Below are 18,270 nucleotides of genomic sequence, written 5' to 3'. Positions count from 1 at the left end.
CTTCTTTCTATTGGTGCTGATTACTTTTGGTGAGGCGGTACACCGTGGTATTTCGGAGTTTTTCGGATTGAAAGTTGTTCTGAACCCAAGTGGAAATCGCCATGGACGATGAATTCGGCTCTTGGACTTCCACGAATGCCTCCTGCTGAACGAGATAACAAATTTCCCCAGCGGCCACTCTGTCTTTGAATTCATCAAGAGTGGGGGAGGGGTCGGTGCCGGCAAAGCCGCCCAGAGGCATAACAGGGCGGCCCGACTCCAGCTGCAGCCGCGCCGCCGTCTGGCTGGCGTAGCTGGCCGCGGCCCAAGTACAGCCCTTGGAAGCTGCCAAGACGTCAACAACCTCCGAATCGGGATCCCGTCCGAAGGCTATATCGTGGGCCCATATTGGATTGTTGTTCCTTAGTGAGTCCAATAGATGACTTATACCCGCTGGATTCCTTGAGATCATCCCAGAAAGTGGATTGGAGCCGCTGAAGCTCAGGGTGACGTTATGAATCGAGGTGGCAGCTGGCCCGAATAAGAGGGACACGCCAAGTAACCCTGCTGCTACTGCTTCAACCTTGACACTCGGCGGTTTGATGATCAATGCGGAGATCGCAACGATGCCAGCAGCCAGGATGGCTGTGGACAGCCACTCGGGCCACCCTGTGGCGCCTGCAAGAATTAGCCATGATGTGAGCAAACCGGTTAACCCGATGGCAGCGCCGCAGATACGGGCGCGCAGCGAATTTCGATTGAATACGAAGGAGTCGAGGGTGATGCCCAATACGAGTGCTACCGGCGGTCCCAGGGCGGCCGTGTAGTACGTGTGAATTTGATTGCCCATGAAGCTCAACAGCAGAAAAGCGGTCAGCAACCACAAACCTGATACCGCGACCAACGCGCGCGCCGCAGCAGTTCCTCGATGTATCTTCCAGCTGATGATGAGAAAAAGCACGGCAAGAATCGCCGCGAACAAGAGCCATGACGCTTCTTGATTGTAGTTGGCATTCAGCAGCCTAAAGATTCCCGCATCGTTGTCTACAAGGCGAAACTGAGCTGGCGCCAGCATTGCCTCGGAGACCTCCCCGCCGCCGGCTATTCGATCGATGCCGTTGTAGCCAAGAGTAAGCTGCAAGACGCTATTGGAAGAAGATCCGCCTACATACGGGCGCTGATCCTCGGGGATCAGGTCCACAATTGTCATCCACAGGCCGCCAGTTGCGATCAATGCACCCATAGCGGCGGCCGCACTTCCAAGCCGTCTGGCCCAACGCTGTGGGCTGAACAGGAGGTACCCAAGGCCAATTGCAGGAACGCTTAGCAGTCCTTGCAATTGCTTAGTCATGAACGCCCACCCGAGCAGTGCCCCCGCGATAACAAAGAAGCGCCCGCGGCCGGTTTCAATGCTGCGCAGCGTGTACCAGACCGCCGCCACCATCAGCAGCAGCATGAGAGGATCCGGATTGTTGTAGCGGGACATTAGAGTGACGATTGGCGTCGTGAAGAATACGGTGGCACCGAAGAGCGCGGCAAGGCCTGAGACGCACCGTCTCAGGATCAGATAGATCAGCAGTGTGGTCCCCACGCCGATGAGCACCTGCGGCAGCAACATTGCGATCGGGTTGAAGCCGAAGATTCGAACTGAAAGGCCCATCACCCAGAGACTCAGGGGCGGCTTGTCCACCGTGATCGAGTTGCCCCAATCCGAAGACCCGTAGAAGAACGCCTTGGCGTCCATCGTCCCGGCTTGAACCGCAGCACTGTAGAAGTAGTTCGCCCAGCCGTTGATGCCGAGGTTCCAGCCGTAGAGCAGTGCATTGGTGGCCAATACCGTCAGTAGGGCCGGACGCTCCCACTGCGGGTGCTTGGGGTGGCCGCGCAAGAGCCGGCCCAGCGTTGCCCTGCCCTTGGCGCGGTAACCGTGCCCAGTCCTTGGAGGTAGGAGTTTAGCGCCGGAGATCGTAGAGGTGGACACCGCCAACCACCTGCTCCCTGAAATTGTTGCGGACCCACTCGGTAATCCCTTGGGTATCAGGGCTTAGCTCGCCACCGTCCAGCAGGTCCTGTTGCCAAATGAGGTAACCGATGCGGTGCTCGGACACAAGGTTCTTAAACCGCGCAAGCGTCGGTGCTGGATCTGTGCCTAGCCAACCTCCAAGCGGGATGATTGGACGCCCGGATTGCAGTTGGTACAGCGCGGCATTTTGGGCCGTATAGGTGGCGGCCGCCCACTGTTGGTCCGAGGTATCCGTCCTAAGAAGCTCTGTTACGGCGGGTTGGGGCAGGGCACCCATGGCTATTTGCTGAGTCGAGGAGACCTCTCCAGCCCTCAGAGCTGCCATTAGCCTGGAGAGTGAGTTTGGATCGTTTCCAATCGGCCCAGACATAGGGTTAGTTCCTGTCTGCGGCGTGCCCAAGGTGAAGAGATCTGCGGCGATTGGGGCAGTCAGCAACGAGCAGGCAAGGACTCCAACCGTAACCATTCGGATGCGCCGTCCGCTGGCAGGCAAGAGCCACAAAATGGCGCAAATAATACCTGCGGCGCCCACTGCAATTCGCACCCAAACGGGCCATTGATCGCTGTAGGCCATGACTCTGAGTGCCATGTACGCGGATGATCCCACGAGGACAGCACCGAGGACCCGGAGGACTATTCGGTGTCGAAGTCTCCACAGACTCGACAACCCGACTGCTACGACTAGCGCAGTGGGAGCACCCAAGGAGAAGGTGTAGTAGGTGTGGATCATAGTACCCATGAAGAAAAGTACAAGCAGGGCAGTGCTAAACCAAAGCGTGGCGACGGCCGCTACATTGCGCTGCTGCGGTGACAAATTGAGCGCACGATTCAACGCCATGACGACTAAGCAGCAGGCGATTCCGGTGAACAACAGCCAAGCGATTTCCTGCGCAAAGTTTGCGTTTAGGAGCCGTGAAAGCCCGCCCACGAGCTGGACCGCATCGTCTTGCGTGCTTGAAGCTCGCTCACCTTCAGCGTTGATCGGAATTTCGGCGAAGCGAGCTAACCCGTTGTAGTCCATGGTGAGCTCGACGGCGCTGTTGTTTACCGAGCCTCCTATGTACGGTCGCTGCGAAACGGGGGTGAGATCCACTGCCACCAGCCATGCCCCGGCCGTGGCCACAAGCACCCCCGCGGACACAATCAGCTGGCGGATCCGTAGCGTGAAGCGGCCTCGGCTGAACGCCAGCACGGCCACGCACAGGGCCGGGACTACCAGCAACGCCTGCACCTGTTTGGCCATAAATCCCAGTCCTAGGAGCAAGCCGGCGAAGGCAAAAGTTCTGAGGCGGCCCGATTCCATTGCTTTCAGCGTCACCAGCACTGAAGCCACCATAAGCAGCCCCATGAGCGGTTCTGGATTGTTGAAGCGGGACATCAGTACTACCACCGGAGTGGTGCCGTAGGCGGCCGCCCCAAAAAGGGCAGTGCGCGGACCAAAACCGCGCCGAAGGATGCGGTATGTCAGGTAGTTGGTAACTACACCCATCAACGCCTGTGGAACCAATATGCTCCAGCTGCTCAGGCCAAAGAGCCGAACAGAAATGGACATGACCCAGATGCTCAATGGAGTCTTGTCCACAGTAATGAGATTGCCCCACTCTAAAGAGCCGAAGAAGAAGGCCTTCCAGTCTTGGGCGCCGGCCTGGGCTGCTGCGGAATAGTAGGGATTCGCCCAGCCGTTTGCATCCAATGCCCACAGGTACAGCACCGCCGTTGCTGCGAGGAGAGCTAGAAGGGAAGGCCGCTCCCAGCGTTCGTCCCGTGACGGGCCACTCCAGAACTTGCGCCAGAACAAAATCAGATGACTTCCGCGGTCTTGGCGCGGTGGCACAGCAGGCAGGGCGCCGTCGAGATCGCTGGGTGCTTTCGCTGAAGCGCCGGGCACGTCGACCAGTGAGCTCATAGGATGCGGCCGCTCGGTGCTAGCGCCGAGGCGACAGAAATTGCGGAACGCTCGTCACTGCGCCGCACCCGGAACACCCAGATCCGGAGCAGCACAAACCGTATCAGTGTAGCGAAAACATTGGCGGCCGTCAGCGTAAGTAACTCTGTCGAGGGTGCCGAGTCCACATTGATCGAATGAAGTACCAGAAGCGAAGAGGACGTAATTCCCCAAGCCAGCAGGAAGACGATGAGGCCTTGCAATTGCTGCGTTAACAGCCGTCCAGGGCCGCTGATGCCGAAGGTGAACCGGCGGTTGGCCGCCGTGTTGCCGACAGCCGTCAGTAGCAGGGCCAGGAAGTTTGCTTCTTGGGAGCTGAATGGACCTTGGAGCACCAGGTAAAGCAGCGCGAAGGCGAGCGTCGAGACAGCTCCCACCAAGCCAAACCGGACCACTTGCCCGAAGAAACTGGGCCGGCCCGGTGGGACGATTGGCCGCCGGCCAAGCTCGGCATAGATGGCCTGGACCGGAATGGTTCCCTTGAGCAAGGAACCGGCTACGCGGACCATCCCGCGGAGATCGTCGTAAGCGGTCTGCTTGACGTCAACGCGGCTGTCCGGGTCATCAACCCAGTCCACAGGAATTTCGTGGATACGTAGCCCCGATCGTTCGGCGATGATCAGCAGCTCGGTATCAAAGAACCAACCGTTGTCCTCAACATGTGGAAGGAGGCGTTTTGCCACGTCAGCCCGTATTGCTTTGAAGCCGCATTGCGCATCTGAAAAACGGACCTGCATGGTCCGGCGAAGCAGGAAATTGTAGGAACGGGAAATGAATTCCCTTTTGGGACCGCGGCTGACGCGCGAACTCTGTCCAAGCCGGGTGCCGATGGAAATATCAGAATGACCTGACAGCAGCGGCGCCACCAGCGGCGGCAATGCCGCCAGGTCAGTGGAAAGGTCGACATCCAGGTAGGCGAGGACTTTCGCCTCTGAAGCTCCCCAGGCATCCCGGAGAGCGTACCCGCGTCCCTTTACTTCCAGACGGCGGTATTCGACGTTGGGCAACTGCTCGCTGAGCCGAGCGGCAATCACGGGCGTTCTGTCAGTGCTTGCATTGTCCGCAATGGTGATTTTCCACGTCGAAGGAATTTCGAGCGTCAGATATTCGGAGAGCGTCGTGATGCTGTTTTCGAGTACCGCTTCCTCATTGAAAACCGGTACTACAATTTCGAGCGCCAAGCCCCCATAGCTAGGTGTCATGAATGGATCGTAGAGGTCCAGAGATGTGGGTGGCGAGGGTTCCGCCAAAAGTCGAGTACTGAACGGCAAAAACCAAGTAGTGCGAGGGTCGACCCCACCAGCGAATGTCGCGGCTACTTAGTCCTTCGAGTGGTGTACTTCTAGGGGACTCGCCGGGAGTGTCTTCTTAGAACCGCCACGAGAGCGCAGCCACCATTCCGCTGGTTTCTCAATGAACTCATGCAATAGACCGGAAAGGGTGATCGACACCGCGACGACAAGGACGGCAACGGCGAAGGCGTCGCCAGGCGGCAAATCATTCAGGAAAGGCTTGGCCAGCTTGATGACCAATTCGTGCACGATGTAGAGCCCAAAGGACCACTGGCCAAGCCGGACTAATGTCCTTGAAGCCATGATGCCGCCACTGCCTGACAAATCCCGGCTTGCAGAGGACGCGATGAGCGCAAGGAATCCCGGAATCATGACCAAGTTGGCGAAGACAACCGGGACGGGTCCGGACATGCCGTTCAAAATCAGTGACGCGGCAAACAAGCCCATTGTAGCCAAAGCCGTTAGTCCAACGGCGTGCAGGAGCTGAAACCGGGGGCGCCAGCCCCGTTTCATCGCTGTGGCGAGGCACATGCCTAGGACGAACTCTCCAAGTCGATAGAGCGGCATGTTTCCCAGAACATAATCCGCGGTCGGAATTGACGCGTACACGGACAGCCAGATAACTGAAATCACCAGGGCTACTATGATTATTCCGGCGATCCTGGCGACCCTAATGTGAATCGCTATGCGCCTGAAAAGCAACGGGAAGAGCAAATAGAAAAATGCCTCGCAGGACAAAGACCACGAGACTCCGTTGAAGGAGTATAGAAAAGGGCTTGCCGGAATCCAGGCTTGCGTAAGGGTCAGGACGAATGGCGCTGCCGTCCAGCTTGGGGATGCCATGAGGCTGAAGGCAGGAACCCAGATCGAGACGACCATCGTCAGCACATGAAGGGGCCAGATGCGGGCCACGCGATTCCGATAGAACTGCCCGGGGTGAACATCAGGACGGTGTGACCACGTTAGGACGAATCCGGAGAGGACGAAGAAGAAGCTTACCCCCGTGAAACCGTAGCCGAAAACGGTCAGGCTATCGCCAATTGGCGTGAAATAGATCCTGAGATGTTAGAGCACCACAGCCATGGCTGCGAAGAAGCGAAGTCCAGTCAGGCTGTTGAGTTGAATGCGAAGTGCCGCCATGCCCTACGTCCCCCCTGCCGTGGGTCCAGATTGCTGGAGTGAGCATAACCCCACCTTGAGCAATCGGTACTGATCAGTCACGGTCAGGGGGCCCGCGCCGCAATCCTCTAGACTTGACCCGATGTCTAGATTATTTGGAACAGATGGTGTCCGGGGCCTTGCTAACGGCCTGTTGACTGCCGAGCTGGCTATGAGCCTTGCCCAGGCGGCCGCCGTCGTGCTGGGTCATGACCGCAATACCAACGGCTCACGGCCCCGCGCCGTGGTGGCGCGTGACCCTCGCGCGAGCGGGGAGTTCATCGCCGCCGCCGTTGAGGCTGGGCTGTCCAGTTCCGGTATTGACGTCTACGACGCCGGTGTGCTTCCGACGCCGGCCGCGGCCTACCTCGTGGCAGACCTTGACGCCGATTTCGGCGTCATGATCTCGGCCTCCCACAATCCCGCGCCGGATAACGGCATCAAGTTCTTCGCCCGCGGCGGCCAGAAGCTCCCCGACGACGTCGAGAACGCCATCGAAGAACAGATGAGCAAGGAGCCCGTGCGGCCCGTCGGCAGCGATGTGGGCCGGATCCAGCGGTTCTCCGACGCCGAGGACCGCTACATCGTCCACCTCCTGCAGACGCTCCCGCACCGCCTCGACGGCCTGAAGGTAGTACTGGACTGCGCCCACGGCGCCGCCAGTGGCTGCTCACCCCAGGTCTTCAAGGACGCCGGCGCTGACGTCATCGTGATCGGTGCCGAGCCGGACGGCCACAACATCAACGACGGCGTGGGCTCCACCCACCTCGGCCCCTTAAAGGCCGCCGTGGTCAAGCACGGCGCAGATCTGGGCATCGCCCATGACGGCGACGCTGACCGCTGCCTCGCCGTGGACCATGAAGGCACCGAAGTGGACGGCGACCAGATCATGGCGATCTTGGCTGTCGCCCTCAAGGCGTCCGGCAAGCTGACCGACGACGTCCTGGTGGCCACCGTCATGAGCAACCTCGGACTTAAGATTGCCCTCCGCGATGCCGGCATCAGCATCCGCGAAACGGCCGTGGGGGACCGCTACGTCCTAGAAGGCATGCGCGACGGCGGCTTCAACCTCGGCGGCGAACAGTCCGGCCACGTGATCTTCGCCGACTACGCCACCACCGGCGACGGCGTCCTCACCGGTCTGCAGTTGGCGGCACAGATCGCACTGACGGGCCGGCCGCTCAAGGAGCTGGCCACCGTGATGACCAAACTCCCGCAGGTACTCGTCAACGTCAAGGGTGTAGACCGTGACGGCGTGGGCAGCTCGGACGTCCTGGCGCAGGCCGTGGTCTTGGCTGAAACCGAACTGGGTGACACCGGACGTGTCCTGCTCCGCCCATCAGGCACCGAGCCTGTAGTGCGGGTCATGGTGGAAGCAGGCGATGAAGCCACGGCTCAAGAGATCGCCGCGCGCCTGGCCCAGGTTGTCCGCACCGAGCTTGCGCTGGAGCTTGTTACAGATTAAACGATTGACAACCTCTTCGATGTTGCATTGCCTTGCCGCAACAGTGCGCGGAGAAGCGTTCCAACGGCGAAAATTTGGACAATCGAAGCTAGTAACAGAGGCCACAGGTAGCGGTTACTAGAGAAATAGAGATAGTAAACAAAGAGACCGGTTGCCGCTAGAAGCCACGGAACGATGAACAACTTCTTGCGGTCCAGCAGCAGCAAGGACGTTACTTCAGCAGCGAAGAAGTAGCGGTCGTGCATCTGTGGAAGCAATAGCGGGCAGACTGCCAACACGGTGATGGCAAAAAGTACCCGTGTTTCAGAAGTATCCGGGCCCTGCCAATACGAGTAGGCCGTCAACAGAAGCACAGCGCCACAGACCACGAGCGCCGGGACCTTCCCCTCGGCCGCCGAAGCCGTCGGGAACCACGTATATACGTTCGCGGCGCCTGCAACGAGACGATCCTCCTGGGTCTGATGCAAATACACACTGAACGTGCTATCCAGTGATCGCCCGAACAGAATTGGCGGGCTGCTGAGCAGCGCCCACACCCCGGCAGCCATGGCAGGCAGCGCGAGGCTGAAGCGGTTCCTCAAGGCAATGAGCACCAATGCCGGAAAAAAGAAAACTGCCTGCAACTTGAACGACAACCCTACTGCCCACCACAGCCACGCGGCACGGCCATCATTCCGCAGAAGGCTTCTGAGCGAAAGCAGGAGGAATGAAGTGTAGATCGAATCGCATTGGCCCCACATGCTGGCGTTGAGCAGCACAGTAGGCAGGAAGAGTGCGATCACGGTTGCCACTTCCGGTAGAAGCCGGGCCGGCCGGAGTTGCGCAACGACTGCGCCGACCGAGAGCGCAAGCAAGCAGTCTCCGGCGAGTGAAACAATCTTGATTGCGTAAAGCGGTTCTATGGGCAGCAGGCTCCCGAGAAACATTAAGAACAAATAGGGAAAGTTGTAGTTCGAGAATTCCGCACCAAGGGCGGAGACCCCGTGGTCCCTGAACTCCTGCATCCACGGTAACAAGTAGATCGTGGAGTCTTCGCTGACGTACGGGAACAGCGCCAAGCGGGCTGCCAGGGCAAGGCCCGCAACGGTCCAGATAATCCATGCCGGAAGGTGCTGCGATGGCATTCCGGTTTTGGTCTGCTGTAAACTTTTGGATTCCCCCATTGTGCAATCATTCGGTGCCGCACGCCAGCGTGTCAATGAAGAGGGCATCAAACCAAACAAATGGGCCCGCCTCCTTCAGGAATCGGGCTACAGTTGGTTGCCGTGAAGTTAGGGGGTTCGGGACTTCAGCGCATCCCGGATTTCGGTAAGCAGGGCGATCTGCGGGTCTTCCGCAGCCTCTTCCTTGACGTCCTTGTTGATTCCCAGCTTGCGGTTACGGAGCTCGATCATGTGGTTCATGGGAAGTACCACCACGAAGTAGATGGAGGCGGCCACCAGCACGAAAGAAATGGTGGAGGAGATGACGGACCCATACATGAATCCCTCCCACTGCATCTCTTCAACGCCCTTGGCACTGAACAGACGTCCGATCAGCGGCGTCAGCAGGCCCTGGACGATAGAGGTCACGACGGAGCTGAAAGCAGCACCCATCACAACTGCGACGGCAAGGTCAACGACGTTGCCCTTCATAATGAAATTTTTGAATCCTGTCAGCATGAGTACCAAGCTAGCGCATCGCCGTTAACAGAGGATGACGCCCCTGCAACACATCAGCCCGGTGTTCAGGCATACCCCGGCGCCGCATCCACCCCGAAGTACTCCTCCACGGTGCTGATGCCCCGGGTCGCCATGCCGGTGGCCGCTTCCACGCCGATATACCGCAGGTGCCACGGCTCGTAGTAGTAGCCGGTGACCGGGTGGAACGTCCACGGGTACCGCACTACAAAACCGAAGCGGTGGCCGTTCGCCTTTGCCCACACGGCCGCGGGCTGGTCCGCGAAGCAGGGCTGGAAGCTGCACGCCCCGCCGCCGTCGCCGATGTCGAACGACCAGCCGGTCTGGTGCTCCGAGTAGCCGGGACGGGCGCTGGCGGTGTCGGCATCGGCCTGGCCGCGGGCCGCCACATAGCCGTTGTACGTGGCCACCTGCGTTCCGTATGAGCGGTAACCGCTCGCCAGCGTCATGCTCACGCCGTCCTGCGCAGCCGCGGCGAACATCGCTTCTGCGGCGGCTGCCGTTGTGCTGTTCAGCAGGGCCGCCTCGCCCGAAACGGCCAGCGGGATGTTGGGTTGGACCAGATCTGCCGGAACGTAGTCCGCTGGTGCCAAAGGACGCTGCTTGTTCACCACCAGCCATGGGCTGGCCGGATCCGTCAGCGAGAACTGACGGGGCAGCGCTGCCGACGGCGGCACGGGAGCCTGCGGCGGCGGCTCAGCTGCCGCCGTCGTGCTTTCCACTGAAGGGCCCGCGACCGGGGAGGGGGACAGGGAGGTCACCGCCGGGGCAGCGGAGGACGACGGCGCCACCCGGGCCGGTGCCTCCGGCATGCACGCTGCCAGGACAGTCAGCCCCGCTCCGGCGGCGAGGAAGCGGGCGAAGGAGCGGCGGCTGGCCCCCGAAAGGCCGCCTGCCATGCAGTCGTGGCACATGTGGGTTAAACCTTCCGCAGGAGCATGCGGCGGATGGAGTGGTCCGCGTCCTTGGTCAGCACCAGCTGGGCGCGTCCACGGGTGGGGAGGACGTTTTCCTCCAGGTTGGGCTCGTTGATGCGCTTCCAGATGTCCCGGGCCGTGCTCTCGGCCTCGGTGGGGGAGAGCGTTGCGTAGCGGTGGAAGTAGGACTCCGGCTGCGCGAACGCGGTGCTCTGGAGCTTCCGGAACCGCTCCACGTACCACTCCTCGATGAAGGAGGTCTTGGCATCCACATAGATGGAGAAATCGAAGAAATCGCTCAGCGCCAGCCCCTGCTTGCCGTCGTGGCGCGGGCGGGCGGGGGTCAACACGTTCAGGCCCTCCACAATCAGCACGTCCGGGCGGCGGACCACCACTTCCTTCTCCGGCACGATGTCGTACGTAACGTGGGAGTACCAGGGTGCCCGGACCTCCTCCGCGCCGCCTTTGATCTCGCTCACAAAACGCAGCAGCGCGCGGCGGTCGTAAGACTCCGGGAAGCCCTTGCGTTCCAGCAGCTGGCGCCGTTTGAGCTCGGCCAGGGGATACAGGAAGCCGTCCGTGGTGATCAGCTCCACGTTGGGGGTGCCGGGCCAGCGCCGCAGCATTTCCCGGAGCACGCGGGCGATGGTGGATTTGCCCACGGCCACCGAGCCGGCCACGCCGATGACGAAGGGAGTGCGCTGGGTCTGCTCACCCAGGAAGGTGGTGGTGGCCGAATGAAGCTGGCCCGCGGCCTCCACATAAAGGTGCAGGAGCCGCGACAGGGGCAGGTAGACCTCGCGGATCTCCTTCATGTCCAGAGGATCGCCGAGGCCACGCAGACGGACAATGTCCTCTTCGTTAAGCGGCTGCTCCATCTGGGCGGCGAGCCGGGACCAGGTCTGGCGGTCCAGCTCAACGAACGGGGAGACACCCTCACCGTTCGCTTCATTGCGTTGCAAAGTCACTTTAGAGATTCTGCCCCGCGGGCGGCCCAGAGCGAAATGGAGCACCCTGTTGTCACGACTTACCGTCAGGATGATCGCAACCGTGTTGCGCTGGCCTCAGGTATTTTTGCTCGCGCGGATGGTGCTGCTTTACACCAAATAATCCATAATTATCTTAATTTCTAAATAATTGCCGCTGGGCCTCGCCGCTCGTGCCGCCGGAACGGGAGTTCTGCTGGCTGTCGATGAGCTGCAAGAAGCACCAAAGAAGGACCTGGAGGCGCTCAACGTCGCCTTGCACCAGCTCGGCCAAGATCCCCGTCCCGCGCCGCTCATGTTCCTCGGCACGCGCCTCCCGTCACTGCCTTCCGTCCTTGCCAAAGCTTCCACTTACGAAGAGCGCATGTATCTTTACCGAACTGTGGGGCTCCTAAGCGACGAGGACCCCAAAGACGCCCTCGTAACACCATCGCAGCGGGAGCGCGTGACCTGGAGCGAAAATGCCTTGGTTGTTGTCCTGAAAGCATCCGGCGGGTACCCATATTTCGTCCAGGCCTGCGGCAAGCAGATCTGGGATGTTGCCGCTTCCCGGACAATCGACGCAGATGATGCACGCATAGGGATCGGCAGGGCCCGCGACGAAGTGGACGCCGGACTCTACAACTCACGCTGGGAAAGGGCGACCACTGCCCAGCAGGAGTTTATGGCTGCCATGGCCCAGGACAACGACGCCCCTTCACTGGTCAGCGACATCGCTACACGGCTGGGCAGGGTTCAAACTGCGGTGTCCGCAGCGAGGCAGACACTAATCCACACGGGTCTCATCTACGCCCCACGCCGTGGCTATCTCGCCTTCACCGTTCCTTGGATGGCGGATTACATCAGCAGGTTTGGGCGTGAGTCTTGTCACGCGGTTTAAACCTCAACCCTGCTGCCGATAAGCTGGAGCCCATGTGTGGAATCGTTGGATATGTGGGCCATTCTGCTGGCCGTGTGAATGCCGGTCACAGTGCGTTGGATGTAGTCCTTGAGGGATTGCGCCGCCTGGAGTACCGGGGTTATGACTCTGCGGGGGTGGCGGTGGTCTCGCAAGGTGCCATCGAGTCCCGGAAGAAGTCCGGCAAGCTGAGCAACCTTCTGGCCGAGCTGGAGGAACACCCGCTGCCGGAGACGTTCACCGGCATCGGGCACACCCGTTGGGCCACGCACGGCGGCCCCACGGACCAGAACGCGCACCCGCATCTGTCCGACGGCGGCAAGCTGGCACTGATCCACAATGGCATCATCGAAAACTTCGCCGAGCTCAAGCTGGAGCTCGTGACCAAGGGCTACAAGTTCGAGTCCGAGACCGACACCGAAGTCGCGGCCGTGCTGTTGGGCGACATTTTCCGCACCCAGCTCGGTCGTGGAGCGTCCGACGGCGGCCTGACCACTGCGATGCAGCTCGCCTGCCAGCGCCTCGAGGGTGCATTCACACTCCTGGCTGTGCACGCTGACCAGCCGGATGTTGTGGTGGCTGCCCGGCGCAACTCGCCGCTGGTGGTTGGCCTGGGCGAGGGCGAGAACTTCCTGGGCTCGGATGTTTCCGGGTTCATTGACTACACCCGCCGCGCCGTGGAGCTGGGCCAGGACCAGATTGTCACCATCACCGCCGACACGGTGGAGATCACAGACTTCTTCGGCGCCCCCGCCGAGGGCAAGGAATACCGGGTGGACTGGGATCCGGAATCGGCGGAGAAGGGCGGGTTCCCGTCCTTTATGGAGAAGGAAATCCATGACCAGCCCGACGCCGTGGCCAAAACCCTGCTGGGCCGTTCGGACATTGGCGGCAGACTGACCCTTGATGAGCTGCGGATCGACCCGGAACTGCTCAAGAACGTGGACAAGATCATTGTGCTGGCTTGCGGGACGTCCGCGTACGCCGGGCAGGTGGCTAAGTACGCGATTGAGCGCTGGTGCCGGATCGCCACCGAGGTGGAGCTCTCCCACGAGTTCCGTTACCGGGACCCTATTGTGGACGCGAACACCCTGATTGTTTCGATCTCCCAGTCCGGTGAGACCATGGACACCCTGATGGCCGTCCGCTACGCCAAGGAACAGGGCGCCAAGACGGTGTCGATTTGTAACACCAACGGTTCCACCATTCCGCGGGAATCCGACGCCGTGCTCTACACGCACGCCGGCCCGGAAATCGCCGTTGCCTCCACCAAGGCGTTCCTGGCGCAGATCACCGCCGCGTACCTGCTGGGCCTGTACCTGGCGCAGCTGCGCGGGAACAAGTTCCAGGGCGAGATCAAGGACATCCTGGCGGACCTGAACAAGATCCCGGCCAAGATCCAGCGGATCCTGGATAACGAGGCGCAGATCAAGGACCTCGGCGCGTCCATGAAGGATGCGAAGTCTGTGCTGTTCCTGGGCCGCCACGTCGGCTTCCCGGTGGCCATGGAAGGCGCGCTGAAGCTCAAGGAGCTCGCCTACATCCATGCCGAAGGGTTCGCCGCCGGCGAGCTGAAGCACGGCCCGATCGCGCTGATCGAGGAAGGCCAGCCTGTGTTTGTGGTGGTCCCGTCCCCGCGCGGCCGCGACTCGCTGCACGCCAAGGTCGTCTCGAACATCCAGGAAGTCCGCGCCCGCGGCGCCAAGACCATTGTGATCGCCGAAGAGGGCGACGAGGCCGTGAAGGCCTACGCCGAGCACGTCTTCTTCATCCCGGAGACAGACACTCTGCTGGCCCCGCTGCTCAGCACGGTCCCGCTGCAGATCTTCGCCCTGGCCCTCGCCTCGGCCAAGGGCTACGACGTGGACCAGCCCCGCAACCTCGCCAAGAGCGTCACCGTAGAGTAACCGCAGGCTGATGAACACCGACGAACTGTTGGACCGGGCGGGGAACCTCAAGGAAGCCCTGGTCGCCTACGCATCCTCACCGGGGTTCGCCCGGCGTCTTTCGCAGGCCATGTCAGACTTCTCCGGTCTTGGGGGTGGGGAACAGAATCAGTGGGCGGAGGCCGTCGAGTCGCTGCTCTATGACCCGGACCAGGGCGGACGCGAGCCGCTACTCGACCGCTATCTGCGCACCAATAAGAATATTGAGCCTGACGAGCGACTCGTCTACGAGGGTTGGCGGGAGCGTAATGTTATCGGCGTCTTCCGCGTCGATGCCCGCAAAGGTGCCCGGCTTAGCCTGCATAACCTCATCGATCAGATGGATTACGATTCCTACGCCACCGCCGGGGCGGAGGCAATCAGCTTCGTCCAGCGAGGCGGCTACGTCATGACGCGCCTGGTGCCCATCGGGGATCTCTGGACGATCAGCGGGACCATGCGCCTGTTTGGCCCGCGGGACCTCCCCGGCGTCCAGACCCTGGCGGCGTCGCTGCTCAAGCGCTTTCCCACCTTGGTATTCAATAATCCGGCGAACGTCGAGCAGGGACGCAGGATCGTCGGAGAGCACCACGCCACATTCCTGGACCTCTTTGGCGCGAATATCGTGAGCGGTACCGGGGGTGACATCATCGCTGCGTACCGCAGTTTCCTGAATGCCTGCAGCGAGGCGTCCGTCGCTGCAAATCCCAAGGCTTCCGCGCTGGTGACCGCCGCCGAACAGATCGCACCGGATGATTCCTTCCCGCCGGAGCTGGCAGAGTCCGACGACGTAGCGCTCTACCATCATCCGCTGATGGGTGTGTCCTTCCTCGTCTGCTACGGGCAGGTCGAGGCCGCATACCGGACGCCGCCGGTCGATGCGGAGGACCCGGCTGCGGAACTCCTGCGTGGCTATGTTGAGGACAAGACGGTTCCCGGTTACGTCCTGGAGGACCTCGCAGCGAAATACCCGGACACGGTCGACGCCGCGTACCATGCTGCCTTGTCCAGCCCCGGATTCCGATGGGAACTTGATGGCGTGGCCCTGCTCCGCCGGCACAAGCCGAATTTTGGCGGGGGCAAGGAACTTCCCGGCGTCTCGCCGGTGCCTTCATCCCTGATCGATGAATACCGCCGGCTCAGCTAGAGCCCGGAAGTGGACCGGTAAACTTCCCGGCGGTGTCCCACACGCAGTACCAGAATCAAAAGTTCCTGATCCCGGATCTCATAGATAATCCGGTAATCGCCGGTGCGGATGCGCCATTCCCCATCCCCGCCAACCAGCTGCTTTCCCTTGGGTGGCCGCGGCGTGTCACTGAGGATTTCAATCGCTTTGAGCACCCGCATCTGTGCCTTCCGGTCAAGCTTCCGGATTTGCTTAGCCGCGACCGCTGTATATCGAACGCCAAACCGGCCCGTCATACCTCGATGCCAAGGTCACGCAGCAGTTCCTCGTGAGTGATCGTCGGCCCACCATCCGCACGGGCTGCCCGCGCGGCGGCAACATCCTCGGCGTCCTCCAACGCCTCGACGGCGCGTTCATAAAAATCCGGGGCCACCACCACCGCGACAGCCCGCCCGCGGCGGGTGATATGAACTGGCTCGGAACGTACACCATCAATGAGCTCAGCCCAATGAATCCGGGCTTCATTCGAAGTAGTCGTTGTCATATATCAACCTTACGAACCAAACGAACCGTAAGCAATGCCGCCCCAATGAAACTCACGCCATTTGGGATGGACCATGACGGCGAAGAACTGGTCGTTGAGCACCTTGGGCTTGCCCGTCTCCAGTTCGGAGAGGTAGCGCTGGCTGACGCCGAGCCGGCTGGCAAGCTCGCGCTGGGAGAGGCCGCTGCGTTGGCGGATGCCGTAGACCGACCGGCCAAGGTCCGCTACTGACATCATGACGCCGTGCACGCAGCCTCCTTGATGAGTTAGTCGTAATAGCCGAGTGATTCACTGCAGGTGCGGAGCGTCCCCGTAGAATAGCGCCATGATTGTTGGCATTGGCGTAGACGTTGTAGACATCGAGCGGTTCGGCCGCCAGCTTGAGCGCACCCCCGGGCTCCGGGACCGGCTGTTCGTGCCCGCTGAACGTGAACTGAACACCCGCTCGCTGGCCGCGCGGTTCGCTGCCAAGGAAGCCGTGGCCAAGGTGCTCGGCGCGCCTGCAGGCATGAACTGGCAGGACTGCTGGATCGGCCTGGACCAGCATGGACCCACCATCCAGGTTAAAGGCACCGTCCTTGCGGTGGCCGAGTCAAAGGGCGTCAAGCGGTGGCACGTCTCCATGAGCCACGACGGCGGGATCGCCACCGCCACGGTACTGGCCGAAGGCTGAGCCACCTCCTGCTCAACCCGACAATGCACCTGATGCCATGATCAGCGCCTATACCGGAACCCAAATCAGGGCGGCCGAACAGCCGTTCCTGTCTGCAGGGATGGGTGCTGTTCTGATGCAACGGGCCTCCCACGGGCTCGACAACGCGGCGGTCCACGAGCTGAAGTCACGTGGCCGGCGGCTTTACGGCGCGAGCGTGACCGTGCTGGCGGGTAAGGGCAACAATGGCGGAGACGGCCTCTTCGCCGCCTCGTTCCTGGCTGCCAGGGGAATGCGTACGACGGCGGTGCTCACCGCCGGAACCGCCCACGCCGAGGCGCTGGCTGCTTTTGAGCGCGCCGGCGGGCGGGTGCACCTTCTCACTGAGGTCAATGCCGGCCAGCTTGCGGCACACGTGGCGAGTGCCGACGTCGTGATTGACGCAATTCTGGGAACGGGTGCCAACGGGGGTCTACGCGGGGCGGCCGCTGACCTGGTCAGGGGTCTTGCGGAACTGCGGCTATCGTCCGGGGAGCCGGGGATCGTGGTGGCCTGCGATGTTCCCAGCGGCGTGGATGCCGATACCGGGGAAGCGCATGCGCCGGTGCTCACCGCGGATGTGACCGTAACATTCGGCGCAGCCAAGGTGGGACTGCTGGCGGACCCTGGCGCCGATCACGCCGGCCGCGTCCGTGTGGTGCCCATAGGCATCGAAGAAGACCTGCCGTGGCCGGCGCTGCGCAGGTTTGAGCTGCCGGACCTGGCCCGGCTCCTGCCGCAGCCCGGGAGGCGCTCGCACAAGTACTCCCGCGGCGTCCTGGGCGTTGTGGCCGGATCCGCCGACTATCCGGGCGCCGCCGTGCTCGCCTGCCGCGGCGCGCTGGCTGCCGGCGCGGCGATGGTCCGCTACCTGGGTCCGCCCGAGGTAGCCAACCTGGTCCGGCAGTCCTGCCCGGAAGTAGTCTGCAGCGCGGGCTCCGTTGCGGACACCCACGTCCAGGCGTGGCTGGTGGGTTCAGGCATGGGCCCCGGTGACACCGACCAGCTCCAGCGCGCCCACGACGCCGTAGAGTCCGGCCTGCCCGTGATCGCCGACGCCGGGGCGCTGCCTGCCCTGCCCGCGGTCCTGGCGCCGCAGGTGGTGCTCACGCCGCACGCCGGAGAACTGGCGTCCCTCCTGCAACGGCTTGCCTCGTCCCCGGACAGCCCCGACTTTGATCCTGCCCCCGACCGTAGCGCCGTCGAGTCCTCCACCCTCGGTGCTGCCCGGCATGCTGCCGTGCTGACCGAGGCCACCGTCCTGCTGAAGGGCGCCACCACGCTGGTCGCGTCGCCCTTCCAGGATTTCTACAGCCAGGCGGACGGCACACCGTGGCTTGCCACCGCCGGAAGCGGCGACGTCCTGGCCGGGATCATCGGTGCGCTGCTCGCCCAGATGGGGTCCGACGTCGGGCGCTTCCGTGACGCAGGCATCGATCCGGACGAGCGCTGGGCGGCTATTGCCGCCCTCGGTGCCAGCCTCCACGGCCTCGCGGGCGCGGCCACCTCCGGCGGCGGCCCGCTGACGGCCGGCCGGATTGCGGACGCAATACCAGACGTTTGGCATAAAGTCAGCCTGCTTAGTAAACCGGTGGGCCGGAAACGTAATAGTCACAGCCACCAGCTACCGTAGGCATAGGTT

Annotated in this window: 17 protein-coding genes; 6 read left to right on the top strand and 11 right to left on the bottom strand. The window is 61.9% G+C overall.

Annotation, left to right across the window (positions count from 1 at the left end; translation table 11 throughout):
* Nucleotides 1-7: 7 nt before the first annotated feature.
* From ACQCS0_RS15290 to ACQCS0_RS15275, 4 genes are all read right to left on the bottom strand, one after another.
* A complete protein-coding gene (locus tag ACQCS0_RS15290) occupies nucleotides 8-1,813 on the bottom strand; it encodes an ArnT family glycosyltransferase (protein ID WP_426939822.1) in 1,806 nt (601 codons plus the stop codon).
* Nucleotides 1,814-1,931: 118 nt separating this feature from the next.
* Nucleotides 1,932-3,908: a glycosyltransferase family 39 protein gene (locus tag ACQCS0_RS15285; protein ID WP_426939821.1), complete on the bottom strand. Its 1,977-nt coding sequence runs from the start codon at nucleotides 3,906-3,908 to the stop codon at nucleotides 1,932-1,934.
* Entirely contained in the window at nucleotides 3,905-5,149 is a 1,245-nt protein-coding gene (locus ACQCS0_RS15280; RefSeq protein WP_426939820.1) for a glycosyltransferase, read from the bottom strand. Before ACQCS0_RS15280 ends, ACQCS0_RS15285 begins: the two co-directional genes overlap by 4 nt.
* 117 nt (nucleotides 5,150-5,266) lie before the next feature.
* Nucleotides 5,267-6,268, bottom strand: a complete 1,002-nt coding sequence (locus ACQCS0_RS15275) for an acyltransferase family protein (RefSeq protein ID WP_426940229.1) — start codon at nucleotides 6,266-6,268, stop codon at nucleotides 5,267-5,269.
* Between the two features lie 232 nt (nucleotides 6,269-6,500).
* Between ACQCS0_RS15275 and glmM the strand changes: the two genes are divergently transcribed.
* Nucleotides 6,501-7,862 carry a phosphoglucosamine mutase gene (gene glmM, locus ACQCS0_RS15270; protein ID WP_426939819.1) on the top strand — a complete coding sequence of 454 codons (1,362 nt, stop codon included), beginning with the start codon at nucleotides 6,501-6,503 and terminating at the stop codon, nucleotides 7,860-7,862.
* On the opposite strand, the gene ACQCS0_RS15265 is transcribed toward glmM, so the two are convergent.
* The 4 genes from ACQCS0_RS15265 to coaA form a co-directional block, all read right to left on the bottom strand.
* A complete protein-coding gene (locus tag ACQCS0_RS15265) occupies nucleotides 7,859-9,025 on the bottom strand; it encodes a hypothetical protein (RefSeq protein WP_426939818.1) in 1,167 nt (388 codons plus the stop codon). The two genes, glmM and ACQCS0_RS15265, sit on opposite strands and share 4 nt — an antisense overlap.
* 108 nt (nucleotides 9,026-9,133) lie before the next feature.
* Nucleotides 9,134-9,523 (bottom strand): large conductance mechanosensitive channel protein MscL, encoded by a 390-nt coding sequence (mscL, locus tag ACQCS0_RS15260; protein ID WP_426939817.1) that lies wholly within the window; start codon nucleotides 9,521-9,523, stop codon nucleotides 9,134-9,136.
* Nucleotides 9,524-9,588: 65 nt separating this feature from the next.
* Entirely contained in the window at nucleotides 9,589-10,455 is an 867-nt protein-coding gene (locus tag ACQCS0_RS15255; protein ID WP_426939816.1) for a M15 family metallopeptidase, read from the bottom strand.
* A 5-nt stretch (nucleotides 10,456-10,460) separates the two neighbouring features.
* Nucleotides 10,461-11,426: a type I pantothenate kinase gene (gene coaA, locus ACQCS0_RS15250; protein ID WP_426939815.1), complete on the bottom strand. Its 966-nt coding sequence runs from the start codon at nucleotides 11,424-11,426 to the stop codon at nucleotides 10,461-10,463.
* A gap of 169 nt (nucleotides 11,427-11,595) precedes the next feature.
* Here coaA and ACQCS0_RS15245 point away from each other — a divergent pair, with 169 nt between their 5' ends.
* From ACQCS0_RS15245 to ACQCS0_RS15235, 3 genes are read left to right on the top strand one after another with little or no spacing between them, the layout of a single operon-like run.
* Nucleotides 11,596-12,324: an ATP-binding protein gene (locus tag ACQCS0_RS15245; RefSeq protein ID WP_426939814.1), complete on the top strand. Its 729-nt coding sequence runs from the start codon at nucleotides 11,596-11,598 to the stop codon at nucleotides 12,322-12,324.
* A gap of 32 nt (nucleotides 12,325-12,356) precedes the next feature.
* Nucleotides 12,357-14,249: a glutamine--fructose-6-phosphate transaminase (isomerizing) gene (gene glmS / locus ACQCS0_RS15240; RefSeq protein WP_426939813.1), complete on the top strand. Its 1,893-nt coding sequence runs from the start codon at nucleotides 12,357-12,359 to the stop codon at nucleotides 14,247-14,249.
* Nucleotides 14,250-14,259: 10 nt separating this feature from the next.
* A complete protein-coding gene (locus ACQCS0_RS15235; protein ID WP_426939812.1) occupies nucleotides 14,260-15,414 on the top strand; it encodes a hypothetical protein in 1,155 nt (384 codons plus the stop codon).
* Here ACQCS0_RS15235 and ACQCS0_RS15230 read toward each other — a convergent pair.
* Genes ACQCS0_RS15230 through ACQCS0_RS15220 form a run of 3 tightly spaced genes read right to left on the bottom strand, consistent with a single transcriptional unit; the run spans nucleotide 15,411 to nucleotide 16,186 of the window.
* Nucleotides 15,411-15,689, bottom strand: coding sequence for a type II toxin-antitoxin system RelE/ParE family toxin (locus ACQCS0_RS15230; protein ID WP_354157894.1), 279 nt, complete (start codon nucleotides 15,687-15,689; stop codon nucleotides 15,411-15,413). The genes ACQCS0_RS15235 and ACQCS0_RS15230 overlap by 4 nt on opposite strands.
* Entirely contained in the window at nucleotides 15,686-15,937 is a 252-nt protein-coding gene (locus tag ACQCS0_RS15225) for a type II toxin-antitoxin system Phd/YefM family antitoxin (RefSeq protein WP_354157893.1), read from the bottom strand. Before ACQCS0_RS15225 ends, ACQCS0_RS15230 begins: the two co-directional genes overlap by 4 nt.
* Before the next feature lie 9 nt (nucleotides 15,938-15,946).
* On the bottom strand, nucleotides 15,947-16,186 hold the full coding sequence (locus ACQCS0_RS15220) for a helix-turn-helix transcriptional regulator (protein WP_354164219.1): 240 nt from the start codon (nucleotides 16,184-16,186) through the stop codon (nucleotides 15,947-15,949).
* Between the two features lie 76 nt (nucleotides 16,187-16,262).
* On the opposite strand from ACQCS0_RS15220, the gene ACQCS0_RS15215 reads away from it, so the two are divergent.
* A complete protein-coding gene (locus tag ACQCS0_RS15215; RefSeq protein WP_056344245.1) occupies nucleotides 16,263-16,610 on the top strand; it encodes a holo-ACP synthase in 348 nt (115 codons plus the stop codon).
* Nucleotides 16,611-16,647: 37 nt separating this feature from the next.
* Nucleotides 16,648-18,261 (top strand): NAD(P)H-hydrate epimerase, encoded by a 1,614-nt coding sequence (locus tag ACQCS0_RS15210; protein ID WP_426939811.1) that lies wholly within the window; start codon nucleotides 16,648-16,650, stop codon nucleotides 18,259-18,261.
* Nucleotides 18,262-18,270: the final 9 nt, after the last annotated feature.

Source organism: Pseudarthrobacter sp. S6 (assembly GCF_050156575.1).
Classification (GTDB): Bacteria; Actinomycetota; Actinomycetes; order Actinomycetales; family Micrococcaceae; genus Arthrobacter.
Note: the sequence above shows the minus strand (reverse complement) of the source record. Positions and strands in the feature narration are given on the sequence as shown.

What these genes read in the sequence shown, in the direction of transcription:
- ACQCS0_RS15225 (WP_354157893.1), bottom strand. Translation starts at nt 15,937, where the DNA reads ATGACAACGACTACTTCGAATGAAGCCCGGATTCATTGGGCTGAGCTC.
- ACQCS0_RS15255 (WP_426939816.1), bottom strand. Translation starts at nt 10,455, where the DNA reads ATGTGCCACGACTGCATGGCAGGCGGCCTTTCGGGGGCCAGCCGCCGC.
- ACQCS0_RS15235 (WP_426939812.1), top strand. Translation starts at nt 14,260, where the DNA reads ATGAACACCGACGAACTGTTGGACCGGGCGGGGAACCTCAAGGAAGCC.
- glmM (WP_426939819.1), top strand. Translation starts at nt 6,501, where the DNA reads ATGTCTAGATTATTTGGAACAGATGGTGTCCGGGGCCTTGCTAACGGC.
- mscL (WP_426939817.1), bottom strand. Translation starts at nt 9,523, where the DNA reads ATGCTGACAGGATTCAAAAATTTCATTATGAAGGGCAACGTCGTTGAC.
- ACQCS0_RS15265 (WP_426939818.1), bottom strand. Translation starts at nt 9,025, where the DNA reads ATGGGGGAATCCAAAAGTTTACAGCAGACCAAAACCGGAATGCCATCG.
- ACQCS0_RS15215 (WP_056344245.1), top strand. Translation starts at nt 16,263, where the DNA reads ATGATTGTTGGCATTGGCGTAGACGTTGTAGACATCGAGCGGTTCGGC.
- glmS (WP_426939813.1), top strand. Translation starts at nt 12,357, where the DNA reads ATGTGTGGAATCGTTGGATATGTGGGCCATTCTGCTGGCCGTGTGAAT.
- ACQCS0_RS15230 (WP_354157894.1), bottom strand. Translation starts at nt 15,689, where the DNA reads ATGACGGGCCGGTTTGGCGTTCGATATACAGCGGTCGCGGCTAAGCAA.
- ACQCS0_RS15280 (WP_426939820.1), bottom strand. Translation starts at nt 5,149, where the DNA reads ATGACACCTAGCTATGGGGGCTTGGCGCTCGAAATTGTAGTACCGGTT.
- ACQCS0_RS15285 (WP_426939821.1), bottom strand. Translation starts at nt 3,908, where the DNA reads ATGAGCTCACTGGTCGACGTGCCCGGCGCTTCAGCGAAAGCACCCAGC.
- ACQCS0_RS15210 (WP_426939811.1), top strand. Translation starts at nt 16,648, where the DNA reads ATGATCAGCGCCTATACCGGAACCCAAATCAGGGCGGCCGAACAGCCG.